A 16,617-nucleotide genomic window follows, 5' to 3' on the forward strand; every position below is an offset into this window, starting at 1 on the left:
CAGGGGCTGAACACGGCGTCCATGCTGAATCGTCAATCTGGATACCGGTGAAGTGCGCACACCACACATCTTCGCCGCCGTGCTGGACGCCTCCAGCTACATCTATGCCCGCGCGACGCCCAGCGGGACGCAGATGTACAGGCGGGGCGGGGTGGCCTGGCGCAGGCCCTGCAGCACTTTGGCGCCGTGCCGGCTATGGCGGTGCCCAAGCATCCGCGTGCCCTATTCACACATGCGGCTCAGCGCGAGTCCACAGTCAATCGCGCGACGCTGGTACGTGCGCAACGTTAAGGCATGACGACCCCCGTCTTCCGTCCTCGCTACCCGAAGGACAATGCCGAGGTCCAGGTCGATGTACAGGTGATTGAACGCTGGATCGTGGCGCGCTCGTGTCATCACTCTTGCACCTCGATCAGCACGCTCTGGCGCTTAGGACGTTCCTCAGACGGGGCCGCCAGCCAACCCGTAACATCATAAAATCCTCCCATACGAGCTGGCCAATTTGTCGAGAAGGTCTTGATGGCGGGTTTCCAGGTCAGCAAGCTTGAAGTTCGTCAGCTTCAATACGCCTACGGAGTTGGGTAGGTTCTCGACCCGTTCCGCAAAGTAGCGGTCACGTTTGGCGGTGAAGTCGAGATTGCCCAGCGAAGTGTTCTTTCGGCGGGATAGCAGCATCAGATTACCAAGACGGTGCAACCAGTGGTCGCGCTGCACGTCGGTGAAGTCCTTGACCCACTGACTAGTCTGATCCGGGTTCTGCGGCAGGATGTGCTCGACGCTGATTTCGTCCGGCAAGTTCAGCGGGGCAGCGTGGCTCGCCAGCAAGTACTCCAAGCGCAGAAGCACGTACCTAGCAAAGCGCCGGCCGTAGATCGAGCTGTCCAGCAAATCCAGCAACTGCTTGCGGTCGATGTCGAAGACGTTGCTCGCGAAAACGTCACCAGGCGTCGTGGCCATCTCGATGGCCTTAAGTACCTCATTCATGTTGCTGATACGTTGAGTGGGCGTCAGCTGCACGATCCAGTCGGCAGAGAACTTGTTGTCGATGCGGTCGATCAAATCGAGAAGGTTCTTCGCCTTGAACTTTCGGTACCAGACCAGCACCGGTGGAATCCAGTCCGTAGCTGGCAGACCCTTGCGCATGACGTTGATGCGGTTTCGGTAGGCGTTACCCAGGGTCTCTGGCAGCCCCTCGAACAGGATGGCTTCATCAAACGCATCCTTGTACGCCTTCACAGCCTCAAAGGTCGCGGTGCCTAGCGCCAGCAACGGCGGCTTCGCGCCATAGATGCGCTCATCGAACTCCTTCAGCAAGCCCTCTCGTGCCTTGTCCTTCACGAAGATGGTGCGCACCAGCGACAGGAAGCGGTCGAACTCGTCTCGCCCCATCTCGCCTTCGACCGTCTCCCAGTACGTAGCCCATCTAGTGCGCTCGGTGTCCTTAGTGACCGCACCCAGGTTCTTGGCCTTCAGGATGTCGCTGTTGGACAGCGGAATGCCGCGGTCATTGAGGATGGTGAAAAGCCGAAAGGCATCGTCCAAATCCTCTGTGGCCACGTAGATGAATAGGGTGTTGTTCAATAGGTAGCTAACGAAACGATCGAAGTCCGCCGGGCCGCTAAACCGGTCTGTGTCATTGAAACAGTCATGAATCGTCTGCATCCCCGCTGCCATGCTGGCCAGCGATAGGTTTGTGCTTGCCGCTATGTCCTTCAGATCGGCGCTACTCGTGCCGCCGTCGAACTTCACGAACCGCTCGATGAAATTCCCCACGTTGTCTCGGATGTCATAGACGAGCCGATTGCGCCCTGGAATGTTCTTCCACTTGTTTTCCTTTTGGTAGAGCATCTCCTGGCAGGCGTCTTTCAGATCTTTATCGGCCACCCGATCGCGTATACAGGAGAGAATCAACATCAAGGTGGTCAGCCGCTGCTGGCCATCCAGTAGTTCGTGTTCCTCGAAGCTCACACCATCCTCGGTGCGCGTGGCCCTACGCAACACCATCGAGCCAAGGAAGTACTGGCCATCGGGGTTGTGCTCGCTGGCGTGGCCAACGTCATCGATCAGCTCCGAAATCTCGTCCTTTCCCCAAACATAGGCGCGTTGATAGTCTGGAACTCTGAACCAGAACCGCGAGAACACTTCTTGGATGACGACTTTGGCGCTGTCAATCTGGCCTTTCTTGTCGGTGCTCATGAATTCCCCTGGATTACTCGATCGCTGTCGCCGTGCCGGTGGCTACCAACGCGTAGCCGTCCCAGCGATTGCGTCAGGATAATCTCGGCTTCTTTGAATTTCGACAGGACTAAGCGCCGTCGGGGTTGATCACGGTGAAGTTGAGCTTGCTGGCGATCGGGAACTGCACGTGCGCATGGGGGGATGTCCGACCTGAGCGTCGTGGCCAATGGCGTCGACCTCAATGCCCTCTGGGAAAAGGCATTTTGCCAGAGCAACAACCTGGTGCCCTCCGTCCGCCAAGGCCAGAAGGAACTCGTTATCGGAGTTGGCATTGGCGTAAGTCGTGTCGTCAAAGTATTTCAGTTTGGCGGGGCACGTGATCGCCGTGCTGAATCGACTCTTGGTCAGATAGCGCATCTGCTTCGCTCCTCAAGGGAAGGATCTAGATCGACAACCCGATGGCCCGAGAGCCGCCGACATGAGGGTGAGGAGCCCTTACTGCCGTCTGCTCTTGGTGGGGCCATTACCGAGGATGCCGGACCCGACGATGTAAGCCGGCCAGCCGAGCACGAGGGCCAGGCCGACGGCGAAAAAGCCCACGATGCCACCGATCACGCTAAACCCGGCCAGCATGAGGGGCTCCGACAGCCAGTGGCCCGGGCCAAAGCCCGATGGCGCCCCTTGGGACCACCACCCGAGGCAAGCCAGGCCAAAGACTGCCGCCGCCACGACTGGCAACCCAACCACGACACTCATCCAGAAATGACGATCAAAACGGACCTCAACAGGCTTGGCGTGCATGGGCGCATTTCCTCCATCGTTGGCTAGTCGATTCAGCAACAAGTTTCTTCAGGTCGGGGGGCCTGCCTCTTGGGCCCGCCCGTCGCTCCTAACGCACGCGAGTGCCAGAAGCAGCTGGCCATATCGCAATGCAGCTCGGTGATTGGGCTACCCGATATGCCAGGTAGCTCACCATAAGAATCAGTCTGCGCAAGCCCTCTTCTTGCTCTTATCGCCATCAATGCTCGGTCGGTCTGCGAGTCCCGGAGGGATCATCAGGGACCTAAGGCCCCGGTCACGACTAAATCATGGATTGATATCAGGAGTTGAGACTGCGCTACGTGCGTCCTGCGAGGCCGTTCCAGTGGCTGTCCAGGATGGACAGACGCGCTGCCGAAAGCCTTCAAATTGGTCTTTGCCACGGGTTTTCGATGGGGGTGTTTAACCACGCTCTCTGCAGAAGTGACGTATGTCGCGAGCCGCCAAGGACCACTTGCGCCGATTGCGCCTGGGTATACAGAAGGTGGACCATCCATCCTTCGAGGAAGCAATCCATGATCAAGACCATCGCCGGTTTCACGCTGAATCACATTTACACCTGCGCCTATGTCGCCCACTTTGGCGTGTCATTCGAAGCCTTCTCCAAGGACCCCTTGGGAACACTCGAAGCGATTGATCAGTCCGACGCCATTGCCATCATGCTCTCGGGGTACCGCCCTTTGCTTCCCAAGCAGAAAAGGCTGCAGCAGATCAACGAGGCTCGCTGGAGGTCCGAGGGCCACGACGTCGCCGCGTTGCGCGCTAGCCGCCTAGTCAACGTTGAGATTTGTTACGAACCGGTCAACTTGCCCGTGCGGGACTCCATTGACCTGCCTCCAGCGAGCGAGCCGATCTCGCACTTCGCTCCCTCTTCATGCGACCTGCTCGATCAGACTGGCACCTGGCTTGACCACAGCATTCCGCGTGCAGGGGACTCGTTCGGCAGCAACGTCGCTCACAGCTCGGGCAACCTCTTGGGCGACCTTTTCTCCGTCAACCCCAGTACAGGCTACCCCATGCTTCCTGGTGGAATGATCGATGTCACTGGCACGGCGTTCGGCGCGAGCCCCATCACCTTTGGGTGATCCCGCTGCGTATTAGTCGCCAGGGGCGGGGCGCGGGGCATGCGCACCTTGTGACATAGCACGATGCAACGCGATGCCAGCTGAGGTGAAAACACCATCTGGCCCGCCTGGCGGTGACTATGAAAGTCTAATTTCGCACTTCCTGCCATCCTGCCTGGGGACTCTAAGGTCCCCTGGCAGGAGAAGCACCGTGTACAAGCACGTCTTTATTCCCAGAGAAGAGCTGTATCAGAAGGTCTGGGCTCAACCCGTCTCCGCAGTTGCCGGGGAATTTGGCGTATCAGGCGTTGCTTTAGGCAAGGCATGCCGGCGGGCCAGGATACCTCTGCCTGGCCGTGGGTACTGGGCTGCCCTGCAGAGTGGCCGCAAGATCAGAATTCCGCGGCTCCCCACGCTCACGCCCGGTCAGCCTGGTGTAGCGCAAATTCGTGTGCGAGAGAGTCGGCCCGCACCCTACGTTGACGTAGCAACCCCAGCACACCATCCGATCACGGTACCCACCAAGCTCGTCAGGCCGCACCGCTTGGTCGCGGAACTCAAGGCTGCGGCTGTCGATGCCGACGAGGACAAAGGAGTTCTGGTTCTCAATTACAAGAAGGTCCTTCGCGTCCGAACGTCGTCCACGCACCTACGGCGCGCGCTGATTCTCATGAACACGCTGATTAAGCACTTTGAGGCCCTCGGTCTGTCTGTCCGCATCGGCAGTGCGTACATCGAAACTGAGCTGGTCCTTAAGGAAGGAGCTGTCCGATTTCGACTGGATGAGCGCACCAAGCGGACTGAACCATCACACGATCGTTCTGGAAGGACGAAGCGATCACGGATCGAGTCCGAATACTTACCGTGGCAGCCTCGATACACCATGGTCCCCACTGGCGAGTTCACTTTGAGTTTCGGCCAGTACCAGTTAAGCGGCTGCCGATGTCTCTGGAAGGACAAGCCCGGTCAGCCACTCGAATCACAGCTACATCAAGTCCTCGGGGCGGTACCCTCCTGGGAAGCGGCACTCAAGGCGCAGCGCCAGGAGAGAGAACGCTGGGAGCGACTCGCAAGAGAGGCCGAGGAGCGGCAAATCGCCGCCGCTCACGCCGCCGAAATCCTTCGTCTCCAGCGAGCCAGGCTCGTGAACCAGCTGACAGCGTGGGAGCGGGCCAAACGACTGCGCCGTTTCGTCGAAGCGCTTAAACTTTCCGAGTCACGGATGCCTGAAATCGAGGCATGGGTTAGCTGGGTGACAGAACAGGCGGCGGAGCTCGATCCGCTATGCCACGACCTTCACGCGCTCAGCAACTTCCACTTGCAGCTGGAGTCGCAGTTCACTGGACACCGCCATCTGGATGAGCCCACCGAGAATTGGTGGGACGAGAGCACCATAGCCTCGGCCTCTGCAGGTAACCCGTGATCGCGCCCGCGCGGATTTCTTCGACTACGCTCATCGAAGACACGGCGACTGAGCTGGACTCTGCCAGATAAAGTGGGGCACCCAAATGTCACGGCATGCTGGGGTCATGTCCTGACGACGACGTACCTGAGACCACCGTCGACAGACCTTGCAGGCAGATCGGCGGCCCGGGCCCTGGCCGCGATCCTTCCTGACAGGCTACTTAGAGGCGTGCCAATCCCCGGCGAGCGCTGTCGCGATCGGCCTTACTGATCACCTGCCGAATCGCCTCGAGATGAAAGCGACCCTGGGCAAAGCGTGTCCGGCTGAGTAACAGTGCAGTCAGGGCGTCAGCCAAATCGACCTGCTCAACGCGAAGCGCTTCGAGCGGCTTGTGCATCAGCTCAACACCCAGCACCTCGTGCCCCAGCATCAGCGCCCGCGGGGTACAGAAGCCGTCCGCCGTATAGCTGATCGTCTTGCCGATGTCGTGAAGTAGTGACACCGCGATCGCGAGATCGCGTTCAGCTTCGGTGAACATGACCGAGTCGGGGTCAGACCGCGACATGTCGCTAGCCACCCGCTCGGCAACTTCAACACTGTGGCGCGCCAGTCCCCCCGCCCAGGCGTGGTGGCGCGTACCCGCCGTCGCCTCCCAAAACCCCTGAAAGACCTGCCTCAGGGAAAACACATCGCCGATGAAGCGGCGAAGCATCGGCGTCTCAACCCTTTCCAAGAGATCATGAAAGTGTTCCGCGAGATCGGCATCCGGGCAGATCCGAAGCGCCCCCAAGTCGATCGGATCCAAAGCGTTGTCACGCTTGACGCTCACGACATGCAGGACCCCATTCGGCATGCTGAGAATCACCGCCTCGACTTTGTCCACGACATCGCCGTCGCAGGCACTGGGACGGTCTACCCAACACTGGACAGGGAAGACGCCATCTTGCGTCACCAAGAGAGCAGGGCACGACGGCGGATCGATCTGGGACACGTCATCCCACAGAAGGAGGCCTTCACGAACATACCGGTGGGCGTCTGCTGCGATTTCGAACGCCTCATGACACATGCGATTCATAGATATTTGCTCCATTTAGGTGAATGTAGGCGGGGAATAGCTCTAGCGTTTCTTGGTTAGGTGTCTTCGCGCGGAACCTCCTTCTCCTGATCGGGCTTCTCGATAAGCAACTTTGCGAGTGCCTCGCGCAGCTGATCCGGGCTCATGCCATCGATGTCCCGAAGTGCGCCTGGCTTCTGCGCCCCTTTTGCTGGCGCCAACCGACTGTTGAGCAGACCGGCGAATGCCTGACCGTCCTGCCGTGTCAGGTTCGGCACAAAGCGCGAATACACGCGAAACAACATGTCCGTGTTGCTGTGACCCAAGGTGTGCGCGATCCACTCGGGGTTCTCGCCCGCCGCGAGCATCAGCGTTGCGGCGGTATGGCGTGTCTGGTACGGGCGCCGCATCTCCAGCTGCAAGTACCTGAGCAGCGGGTACCAGATCCGATTGGTGAAGTTATGCCCATCGATGGGCCCACCGGCCCGCGTGGAAAACACCCACGGCACGTTGGGATCACGCCGTTGCCACTGCGCCTCGATGGCTTCGCGCACCATCGGCTGCATGGGGATGTCACGCACCGAGGACTGGGTCTTGGCGTCGTCCTCGCTTTCTCCGTCCACCAGTGTCTCGCGCACCAGGATCAGATTCCGCTCCAAATCGACGTACTTCCACTTCAGACCATTGATCTCGCCTGAGCGCATGCCGGTGAAGAACCGCGTGACCAGATAGTTGCGGTAATCCACCCGCACGGTATCCAGGATCCGGTTGACTTCCGCGAGCGAGAACGGCTGCACATCCGTCTTCTTCTGCTTGAGCGGCTTCACGCCGCGGAAAGCCGGCACCATGTCAAAGCGATCTGCCGCCTCATTCAAGATCTGGCGAAGGAAGCACATGATCTTGTTGATGCGTGCGTTGCCCAGCGTGCCCTTGCGGCCCTTGCGCTTGGCGACCTCGGCGCGAAAGGCCAGCACTTCGGCCTTACCGATGTCGCCCACGGCTCGGGCGCCGAACACGGGAATCAGGAGCTTGTCCAGATCCTCACGCACGCAGGCGCGATGGCGCGAGCGCCATTGCGGTGACAGTTCCAGATACCACAGCTCGGCAAAGTCCGAGAACAGCGGCGTGGTCGACCTCACGACCGGCATGGGCGGCACGCTCGCCTTCGGCGCGGCAGCCGCAGACTGCCCCACGTGTGGTGCCCCGAATTGCGGGGCACGCGAACTGCCAGGGAAGGTCGCCGCATAGTCGAAGCTCCCCTGTGCAATGTCCTTCTCGATGTGCTTGAGAAGCGCCTGAACCCTACGGCGATTTTCAGCAGTGTCCTTGAGCGCCGTTTGCTCGCGGCAACGCACGCCGCGATAGAAGAAGTCCAGATACAGCATCCCGGTGTCAGGACGTGCCCGTACCTTAGCCATGGGCCATGCTCCCGTTGGCCATCGGGATCAGGGGAGCGCGGGAGGCCGACGAGTTGCCAATGTCACGGGCAATGGTTTCCCAGATGAAAAGCAGCTTGCGACCACCAAAGGGACGGATGTAGTGCACGCCCTCGATCAGGACCGCGTCCTTAAGGCGCGTGCGGATCGTACGGGGATCGTAATGAATGCGCTCGGCCAGCTGCTCAGTGGTGATGTACGTCGCTTCCATGATGCGTCTCCTTGGGATCGAGGGGTGATGGCCCGCTGTCGTTGCGGTCCTGACACCACGAAACCACCGAGCGCGATCCTGGCAAGCGCACTCCTCAACGCCGTGCACCAAATCCCTTGAAAACAAGCCACTTTTGGTACCCTGTCCATCCAGGACGGTTGCGATCACATTTCGGCATGGCGCCTTCGATCGCCAGCGGCTTGTCGGGCGACCTGCCTGCGTTTGTGCGAAAGTCCCCATGTTTTCAGGCATGAAGGCGCGTCATCCCCTTTCCTGCATGGCGGGAACACGTAGCCGCTTCGCGAATGTAATAACGCAAGGGCGTGCTCCGACGCAGTGCATGGCCGCACCATGCCTAAGCCCCTGTCCACATGGGACAGAGTGAGTCGGGTGCATCTACTCCATAATCGCCGCAGGTCACCGACGCCTTTGCCGCAGGCGGCCTGGCGCTGCGCCGAGCGAAGGACTCACGCCGAAAACGCTGTGCTGCTAATCGTTGGGGAAGGACCCGCATGGCCTATGCGCGAACGCGTGTGGTCGCGCGACAGGCACGGACGGCGGCTTGATAAGGCTGCCGTGGGATGGGGTCGACCCTCGCCAGAGAAAGAGGGTCGTGCCTTGAGCCTCCGCAACGGCGGATTTGGGTCGGTATCAGGGTGCTTGTAGGCCCCCTTCAGGAACTGCCCATTCGCTTCAATGTGCAACGAAGAGTGAGGTTCGCTTTGGGTGTTTCTTCGACCACGCGACTGCCACGGAACATGCCACGGATGTGCGAGCCACCGGCTGCTCTCCACGGGGTGATATAGATCTGAAGCAATTCTCGATCAGCCTCCACAATGACGGACAACGTAGAGCACAAGACTGTGCAACAAACGGTTGGTTGCGATTATCAATCGAATGACAGAGTCTTAGTAACCGAAATCGGATGCTTGTCTGGCCCAACCCAGTTCGCATAGAGAGATCAGGGATGACCATATCTCGTCGACGCACCATCATCGCCCATGGCCAGCTGGCCACACGCGAGCTCCGCCTCCACGCCGCGCGCAATCGACATCACGGCGTCCAGATCATGTCTTTCGAACAGTTGACTGTTCGCCTCGCAGGCGGGTTCGCCCGATCGATCGACGATGAAAGCCTACGCACCGCGATCCAGGCTGTCCTGCTGACAACCGAGCTTGGCGAGCTGGAAAGCATCAAGCTGCTCCCTGGCATGGTCGATGCGGCGGCCGATACACTGCACAAGGCCTGGCGCGCCGGTATCGATCTTGCCACTCGAAGCGGCGAGCATCCTCGCCTAGACTCCATCGCGCGCTTGGAAGCCGCAGTCCTCGCACAACTACCGCCCAACATGAAGCGCCCGACCGACCTGGTGGTTGCGGCGTGTTTGCGCCTCGATCACGCCAAAACCGTCCTCGGTCCAATCGAATTCGTCGGCATCACCGAGCTTTCACCCTGCTGGCGCCCCCTACTTCAGGCGCTGACCGACCATACGCCGGTAATCTGGACGGCGGGACCACGCCCAACGCCATCGTGGCTCGACGCAACCGGCGTCTCGATCACCCGCGCCCCTCCGCAAGCGCCGGCCGTTCGTTCCGTCAGTGCGGCCACGACGTATCACGAGGCCATCGAAGCGATCCGTTGGGCGCGTAGCCTGTTGGCATCGGGTGAAGCCGAGGCCGCAGACATTGCCATCGCCGCAGCCTCGACAGCGGAATATGATGACTATTTCCAAGCGCTTCGCGCCGATGCGAACCTTGATCTGCACTTCGTACACGGCATCAAGGTCACCACAACCCGCGATGGCCAGGCCGCTGCCGCGCTCGCCGATATTCTGATCCGCGGCCTGTCACAAACCCGAATGCGCCGTCTGGCGGCGCTCTGCGGCCCCGAGTCCGGCCTATTCCACGCCCTTCCAAAGGGCTGGATGCGGATCCTACCGACAGACGCGCCGCTTGCCTCAGCGTCAGCTTGGGCGCGATTGCTCGACCACCTAGAAGTAACCGACTGGCCCGACGAACAGGATCATTCTGCAACTTTGCGCGGGATCATCGACCTACTGACCAAGGGTCACAGCGCTGCCGACGAGATCGGTACGGCGCTGCTTAGCGGTCGGGCGCTGGCGATCTGGCGCAAGGCTCTCCTGGCGGGCCCTTGGGGTTCGCTGGACACAACGCTGGAGACCCTCAAGCAGGATGATGGCCTTGATGCCTGCATTTCGGTCTCTTGGATGCCTGCCAACGCTCTGGCCGCGTCGCCACGCCGGTTCGTCCGATTGATTGGGCTAAATTCGTCGCGCTGGCCGCGCGGCATCTCCGAAGACCGCCTGATCTCAGACCACATCATTCCAACGGTCGAACTCAACCCGCTTCCCATCGGCGCGGCCGATCGTCGGGACTTCGACACGATTCTCGCCACAACGGAACACCAGATCGTTCTCTCCCGCGCTCGGCGGGATAGCGAAGGGCGGCTCCTTGGCCGTAGCTCACTGCTCAGCGCTCATGGCGACGAAGCCTACATCCGTCGCAACGCGGTCCCGGTCCACGCTTTCAGCGAGACCGATCGGTTGATTGCGCGCCCGCAAGAGTTCGCCCACGAACCACAGGCGATCAGTGCGACGACCGGCTGGCGCAACTGGCACCGCAAGGAGATCACCCCGCATGACGGACTGGTCCGCGCGGGTCATCCGCTCTTGCTCGCCATTTTGGGGCGGACCCAATCGGCCAGCTCGCTTCGCCTTCTCCTTCGAAGCCCGCTCGGCTTTGTGTGGCGCTATGGAATGCGTCTGCGGATGCCCGAGAGCAGCACCGAACCGCTTGTTCTCGACGCTCTGGGGATGGGCGACCTCGTCCATATGACGCTCGACCTGGCGCTCCGAAAACTGGAGGACGTGGGTGGCTTGGCCAACGCCAACGAAATCCAGATCGCCACGGCCGTGCAGCACGCTGGAAGCGACGTCGCCGCCGTCTGGGAAAGCGAGCGCGCAATCCCGCCTGCGGTGATCTGGCGCCGGACGCTGGACGACGCGCGCCTACTGACCAGCCGTGCTCTCACCTATGGCGATGAGCGACTGCCCGATGGCCGGTCCTATGGCGAAGTGGCCTTTGGCGGGGCCGAACCGAAGTCGGATACCGACGGGCCATGGGATCCGACCACTCCTGTCGAAATCCCGGGTACCGGATTTCGGATCGCCGGCTACATCGATCGTCTCGACCTTTCCGGTGATGGCAAGCGCGCCTTGGTCCGCGACTACAAAACCGGACGCACGCCGAAGGACAATATCAGTCTTGATGGCGGCCGCGAATTGCAGCGATGCCTCTATGCCTTCGCCGTCAAGGCGCTGCTTGGCGCCGAAGTATCGATCAGCGCGTCCCTTCTCTTCCCGCGAGACCAGATCGATCTGCAGCTCGCCGACCCAGAAGGCACGCTCATCAAGATCACCGACTATTTGAAGGCGGCGCGCGCCAACCTGACCGCCGGCAAAGCCCTAGTCGGGCCCGACACCGGGGGCAACTATGACGATCTCGCCTTCGCTCTGCCGGCGAACGCGGGCGCCACCTACTGCAAACGAAAGCTGCCCGCCGCGACCGAGATCTTCGGAGACGCCGCACAGGTCTGGGAGGCTCAGTGATGACCGCCGCAAGCAAAGCTCTGCGCGACGACGCTGCTCGCCGCGACGCGATCAACGTGCATGACCGATCGATTCTGGTCGAGGCCGGCGCGGGTTCGGGCAAGACGGCGGTGATGGCCGGTCGCATCGCTGCCATATTGGCAAAGGGCATCGCGCCCAAATCGATCGCTGCCGTGACCTTCACTGAGCTGGCCGCCAGCGAGTTGCTGATCCGAGTTCACGACTTCGTCAGCGACCTCGAGGCGGGGACGATTCCGACCGAACTACGGATCGCCTTCCCGAACGGCCTGTCCGATACCCACAAAGTCAACCTTGCTGGGGCATCGGCTGCGATCGACGAGATCACCTGTTCGACGATCCACGGCTTTTGTCAGCGCCTTATCAAACCCTATCCCGTGGAGGCCAATATCGATCCAGGCGCCAGCGTGATGGATCGAAATCAGGCCGACCTCGCCTTCATCGAGATCGTCGAGGCCTGGTTGCGCGAACAGCTTTCAGGCGGCGAAGGGGGGATCATCGCCGAAATGGTTCTGCAGGATCCCGGCGAGACGGTCGGGCTGATCCACAAGATAGTCGCGAATCTGCGCAAACGGCACATCGTATCGGCCCCAGCCGTGACGCCGCTCGCGCCACACCTTCGCACCTTTTGCGACGCATCAGATGCGTTCGTGAAATTCATTCGCACCGCGCCTGCTGTCGAAGAGGAGACGGCGGTATTCGCATGCCGCTTCGCCGGCATGGCGAAAGCCCTAGACAACGGCCCCGTAAGTGACACGCCCGTCGGACTGGTTCGACTCCTGGTTTCGCAGCCACACAGCGACCTCTGCACCAAGAGTGGCACGTTTTTGGCCTTCAAAAAGAAGGGCAAGTGGGTCGATGCGGCCAAGCGCGAAGGCTTGGCCAAGGCCGATGGCGAGCGCCTCAACACGGCTGCCGAAGGCCACTACGCGGCATGCTGCCAAGCATGGTTGACCATGCTCCAGAATGTCGCCAGTCGTGTACTTTCTGATTTGATTGCTCAGGTGCAGCCTGTCCTGCACCGCTTCAGGGACTACAAACGCTCGGCGGCGCTGCTGGATTTTGACGATCTAATCTTCGCCGCGCGCGACCTTCTGCGCGATCACGATGACGTTCGCCGCGCCCTGGCCGCTCGCTTTTCGCATGTCCTCGTCGACGAGTTTCAGGATACCGACCCGCTTCAGACTGAGATTTTTTGGCGGCTGTGTGGCGAGCCGCCCACCGATGGCGAAACGCTTAATTGGACCGCCTTTACCATACGTCCGGGCGCGCTATTCCTGGTTGGCGACCCTAAGCAGGCGATCTACCGCTTCCGCGGCGCGGACGTGGGCGCCTATGTTCGGGCTCGCGACGCCTTGCTCGCCCAGGATGCAGACAGCGTCCTATCGATCTCGACCAACTTCCGCTCATGCGCGCCAATCCTCTCCTATGTGAACGAGCGCTTCGAGTCGCTGTTGTCCAGCAATGGCCAACCGGGATTCACCGCGCTGGATCCGTTTCACGCCGATCGGGGCGAGGCGCTCTGCGTTGCGGCTCTGGACGTCGCCGTTGCAGATGAAAATGGCAAAGCGTCCGCCGAACACCAACGGGACGCCGAAGCTGAAGCCGTCGCCGCTATGTGCGCCCGCTTGATTGGCAGCGAGAAAATCCTCGATCGCCGCTCGGGCGCCAGCCGTGTCTGTAGGCCGGGCGACATTGCCTTGCTTGCGCCGACTGGGAGCGACCTGTGGCGATATGAGGAAGCGCTTGAGCGGCACGGCATCCCCGTGGCCACCCAAGCGGGAAAAGGCCTCTTTCGCCGTCAGGAAATTCAGGACCTAATCGCCCTGACACGCGTGCTCGCAGATCGGCGTGACACGCTAGCCTTGGGGGCGCTTTTGCGCGGCCCACTCGTCGGGCTGACGGAAGAAGAATTGCTCGACATCATCTGGGCGCTGCCCCGATCCGCGGATCAACCAGATGCCCTGCCGGGCCTGGACCTCGGCGTGGATGCCTGCGAGATCACCCATCCACTGGCACGATCGACAATTGAAAAGCTGCAAACCCTGTATCGCAGGACCAACAGCACCACACCCCACGACCTCTTGTCGCAAGCGGTCGACATAATGCGAGTTCGCCCGATCCTGCTCGAGCGACACCGGGGACAGGCCGAGCGCGCGCTTGCCAATGTCGACCTCTATCTCAGCCTGACCACGGCCTTCGCTGTTCGGGGTCTTCGAGCTTTTGCCGAGGCCATGACTGCGGCGTGGACGGACGAGGCCCGAGCGGTCGAAGGCCGACCCGATGCACAGGAAGAAGCCATCGCGCTTTACACCATGCATGCCGCCAAGGGGCTTGAGTGGCCAATCGTCGTGCCGGTTAACACGATGACTGGAATCATGGCGCCGGAAGGCGCCGTAACCGATCGGGACAGCAACGTCTTCTATTGCCCAGTCTTTGGAGTGAAGCCTACGGGATATGACGAGGTGCGCGATGCGGAAAAGGCGGAGCTCGATCGCGAGCGCATTCGCCTCTGGTATGTTGCCGCCACAAGGGCGCGTGAACTGCTAGTTCTGCCCCGGCTTGACGCCGCTCCGTCGAAATCAGCCTGGATCTCGCTCCTGGACCTGTCGCTTTCCGAGCTTCCAGCGCTCGGCCTCGAGCATCTCTCACCTGATATGGGGGCTACCACCACTACCGAGGGCAACAACCAGACCCGGGAAACCTTTGCCGCTGAGGCCGCTGCCATCGCCGCTCGCGAGCGCCGGCTTACTTGGCTGGCGCCGAGCCGAGACGAAGGCGACACCGGCCCAGCCCTGACACCGGAAGGCGGGGAAATCTGGGCGCCGAACGAGGGGCAACCACCTCAAGACGAGTCCGTTCCGTCCAGCGTTCAGGGTGGACGGGAACGTGGTTTGATCTTGCACAAGCTCCTTGAGGAAGTCCTTACCGGCGAGACTGAGGAGGGCGCCACCGTCGTGACCGAACGAGCGCGTGCGCTCATCGTCGCGATCGGCAAGGCTGCAGTCGACGATCCGGCTGCGGGCCTCTCACCCGTCGAGCTGTCGGGATGCGTGATCCGCACCCTTGCCTTGCCCGAAATCGTCGAACTTCGCCCTACGCTAGCATCCGAGTTCCCAGTCTATGCCTCGACTGTGATTGATGAGGTTGAACAGGCAGCCGTCGGCATCGCCGACGCCATCAGCTTCGACCCCGATGGCAAGCCGCGGGTGGTCATCGACTGGAAAAGCGATGTTCAGCCCGCTGCGGAAACCATCGATCACTACCGCGCGCAGGTTCGGAACTATCTGGACATGATCGGCGCCGAACGCGGGCTGATCGTGCTGGTGACCACGGGCGAAATCCTTACCGTGGCGCCGTCGCAAATTGGGGCTTCCAAGTAGATGGACGAACAGTACGGTTGGTATTTCACCGCGCCGTGGGATCCGGTGTCGGTTCGACGCGGGGACGCCTTCGGATTTCGTGCCGCGGCTGATTACTTCGCGGAATTGCTGGCACCCGGCTTGAGTAACAGCACTTTCGATGCAAGATGGATTTCTATTCTTTCGTGGTGCCTCCAATGGTCGGACGTCGCGTGGCGGAACGCCGGCGGCGGCGACCTGTCTCGACGTGACGACCAGCGTGCACGCTACGCATGGCTGCGACCTCTGGAGCTACTCTGGGTCGACCGCACTCTGCAATCCGGGCAGACCACAGGCCAGCTTCGTGGGCGACGAAGCATCGAGCGCTGGCGTAAAGCTGACCGGCGGCTTTCGAACTTCGCGATGAGCCCGGACCAATTCCGCCGGTACCGCCAAGTCGGCATGTATGGCGCCTACCGCGTGGTGCTACGCACCATCCCTGGGCTCACGACAGGCGACGGATGGACTCCCGACACGGCGGCTCGCGCGCTCGCAAACCTCGTCAACGACAGCCTCCCTCATGAGGCAGGGCTGAAGCTGACGCACTTCGAGAACGGTACAAGGTGGGGCAACTGGAGCGGTGGCGGCGAGGCTCGCTTTTGGGAGGAGCGCGGTTGGAAGCTCGCATGGGTGAAGGTCGGCGGCATCTTGCCAACGGCCGACGAAGCGATCCGCAAGCGACTCCCCGAGGCGGAACGTCGCCTTCTCGAGCCCGCGCTGTTTGGTGCCGGCTCCACTCGCCGCATCACGGCGGAGGTACTAGCCAGCGCGAAGGACGCGAAGACGCACGCCGACCTGTGCGACGTGCTCGCCAACTCCAGCACGCTCTCGAAGAGGATCAAGTCCTCATCGCTGGCATTGCTCCCTGACTTCACGCGATTCACTGATGCCGCCATGAGCGCCATGCGCGAGCTATGGAACGAGATCAACCAGGACGCCGCAAATCAGGCGCCCACTGTCGAGAAGCTGGCGCGATCTAGAGAGCTGCGATCGCGGCTCGACATTCTTCGCCATGCTGGCGCGGACTGGCTTCGCGCGCCCAATCGGAGCGAGTTCCAACACCAGCAGGTGGTCACCCACCTCGCCGAGTCGATGCGCGACGCACTGACTCCGGCTGAGCAACTTCGGGTGCTGGCGCGGCATCACGACGAACATGGCGGCGGCCGGCGTTGGTTCCGTGAGCAGGCCGGCAAGGTGGTGCCGCTCGTGAAGACCACCGACATTGCCGCGAGCGATTATCGGTTCAGATTACGGCCCATCTGCTTGCTGGCAGCCCAATGCGGTGTCGCCAACATGAACGCCGCGCTCGATGCCCTCGCTCAGCACGCGTCCGACGACGAGGAGGGTGACATTCTGTGACCACACCGAGTTGGAAAGACGTACTTCCCACACCACCTCCGGGG

11 protein-coding genes are annotated in these 16,617 nt (G+C 61.3%); 5 read left to right on the forward strand and 6 right to left on the reverse strand.

The window, feature by feature from the left end; all coding sequences use genetic code 11:
• Positions 1-471: 471 nt before the first annotated feature.
• From DVT68_RS10640 to DVT68_RS10650, 3 genes are all read right to left on the reverse strand, one after another.
• The gene (locus DVT68_RS10640) at positions 472-2,196 is read right to left on the reverse strand and encodes a DUF262 domain-containing protein (protein ID WP_114825032.1); all 1,725 of its coding nucleotides are present in this window, start codon (positions 2,194-2,196) and stop codon (positions 472-474) included.
• 129 nt (positions 2,197-2,325) lie between these two features.
• Positions 2,326-2,595, reverse strand: a complete 270-nt coding sequence (locus DVT68_RS10645) for a hypothetical protein (RefSeq protein WP_114825033.1) — start codon at positions 2,593-2,595, stop codon at positions 2,326-2,328.
• Between the two features lie 78 nt (positions 2,596-2,673).
• Positions 2,674-2,979, reverse strand: a complete 306-nt coding sequence (locus tag DVT68_RS10650) for a hypothetical protein (RefSeq protein ID WP_114825034.1) — start codon at positions 2,977-2,979, stop codon at positions 2,674-2,676.
• Between the two features lie 533 nt (positions 2,980-3,512).
• On the opposite strand from DVT68_RS10650, the gene DVT68_RS10655 reads away from it, so the two are divergent.
• Positions 3,513-4,082 (forward strand): hypothetical protein, encoded by a 570-nt coding sequence (locus DVT68_RS10655; protein WP_114825035.1) that lies wholly within the window; start codon positions 3,513-3,515, stop codon positions 4,080-4,082.
• Positions 4,083-4,272: 190 nt separating this feature from the next.
• Positions 4,273-5,484, forward strand: coding sequence for a hypothetical protein (locus DVT68_RS10660; protein ID WP_147281712.1), 1,212 nt, complete (start codon positions 4,273-4,275; stop codon positions 5,482-5,484).
• Between the two features lie 202 nt (positions 5,485-5,686).
• On the opposite strand, the gene DVT68_RS10665 is transcribed toward DVT68_RS10660, so the two are convergent.
• Genes DVT68_RS10665 through DVT68_RS10675 form a run of 3 tightly spaced genes read right to left on the reverse strand, consistent with a single transcriptional unit; the run spans position 5,687 to position 8,167 of the window.
• A complete protein-coding gene (locus DVT68_RS10665) occupies positions 5,687-6,541 on the reverse strand; it encodes an HDIG domain-containing metalloprotein (RefSeq protein WP_158543490.1) in 855 nt (284 codons plus the stop codon).
• A 56-nt stretch (positions 6,542-6,597) separates the two neighbouring features.
• The gene (locus DVT68_RS10670; RefSeq protein ID WP_114825038.1) at positions 6,598-7,938 is read right to left on the reverse strand and encodes a site-specific integrase; all 1,341 of its coding nucleotides are present in this window, start codon (positions 7,936-7,938) and stop codon (positions 6,598-6,600) included.
• A complete protein-coding gene (locus tag DVT68_RS10675; RefSeq protein ID WP_114825039.1) occupies positions 7,931-8,167 on the reverse strand; it encodes a hypothetical protein in 237 nt (78 codons plus the stop codon). The genes DVT68_RS10670 and DVT68_RS10675 overlap by 8 nt, the downstream gene beginning before the upstream one ends.
• Before the next feature lie 967 nt (positions 8,168-9,134).
• Here DVT68_RS10675 and DVT68_RS10680 point away from each other — a divergent pair.
• From DVT68_RS10680 to DVT68_RS10690, 3 genes are read left to right on the forward strand one after another with little or no spacing between them, the layout of a single operon-like run.
• Positions 9,135-11,795, forward strand: a complete 2,661-nt coding sequence (locus DVT68_RS10680; protein ID WP_114825040.1) for a PD-(D/E)XK nuclease family protein — start codon at positions 9,135-9,137, stop codon at positions 11,793-11,795.
• A complete protein-coding gene (locus tag DVT68_RS10685; protein WP_114825041.1) occupies positions 11,795-15,196 on the forward strand; it encodes a UvrD-helicase domain-containing protein in 3,402 nt (1,133 codons plus the stop codon). The genes DVT68_RS10680 and DVT68_RS10685 overlap by 1 nt, the downstream gene beginning before the upstream one ends.
• A complete protein-coding gene (locus DVT68_RS10690; protein WP_114825042.1) occupies positions 15,197-16,573 on the forward strand; it encodes a hypothetical protein in 1,377 nt (458 codons plus the stop codon).
• The last annotated feature ends 44 nt before the right edge of the window (positions 16,574-16,617 follow it).

The sequence above is a fragment of the Dyella solisilvae genome, from assembly GCF_003351225.1.
GTDB classification, from domain to species: Bacteria; Pseudomonadota; Gammaproteobacteria; order Xanthomonadales; family Rhodanobacteraceae; genus Dyella; species Dyella solisilvae.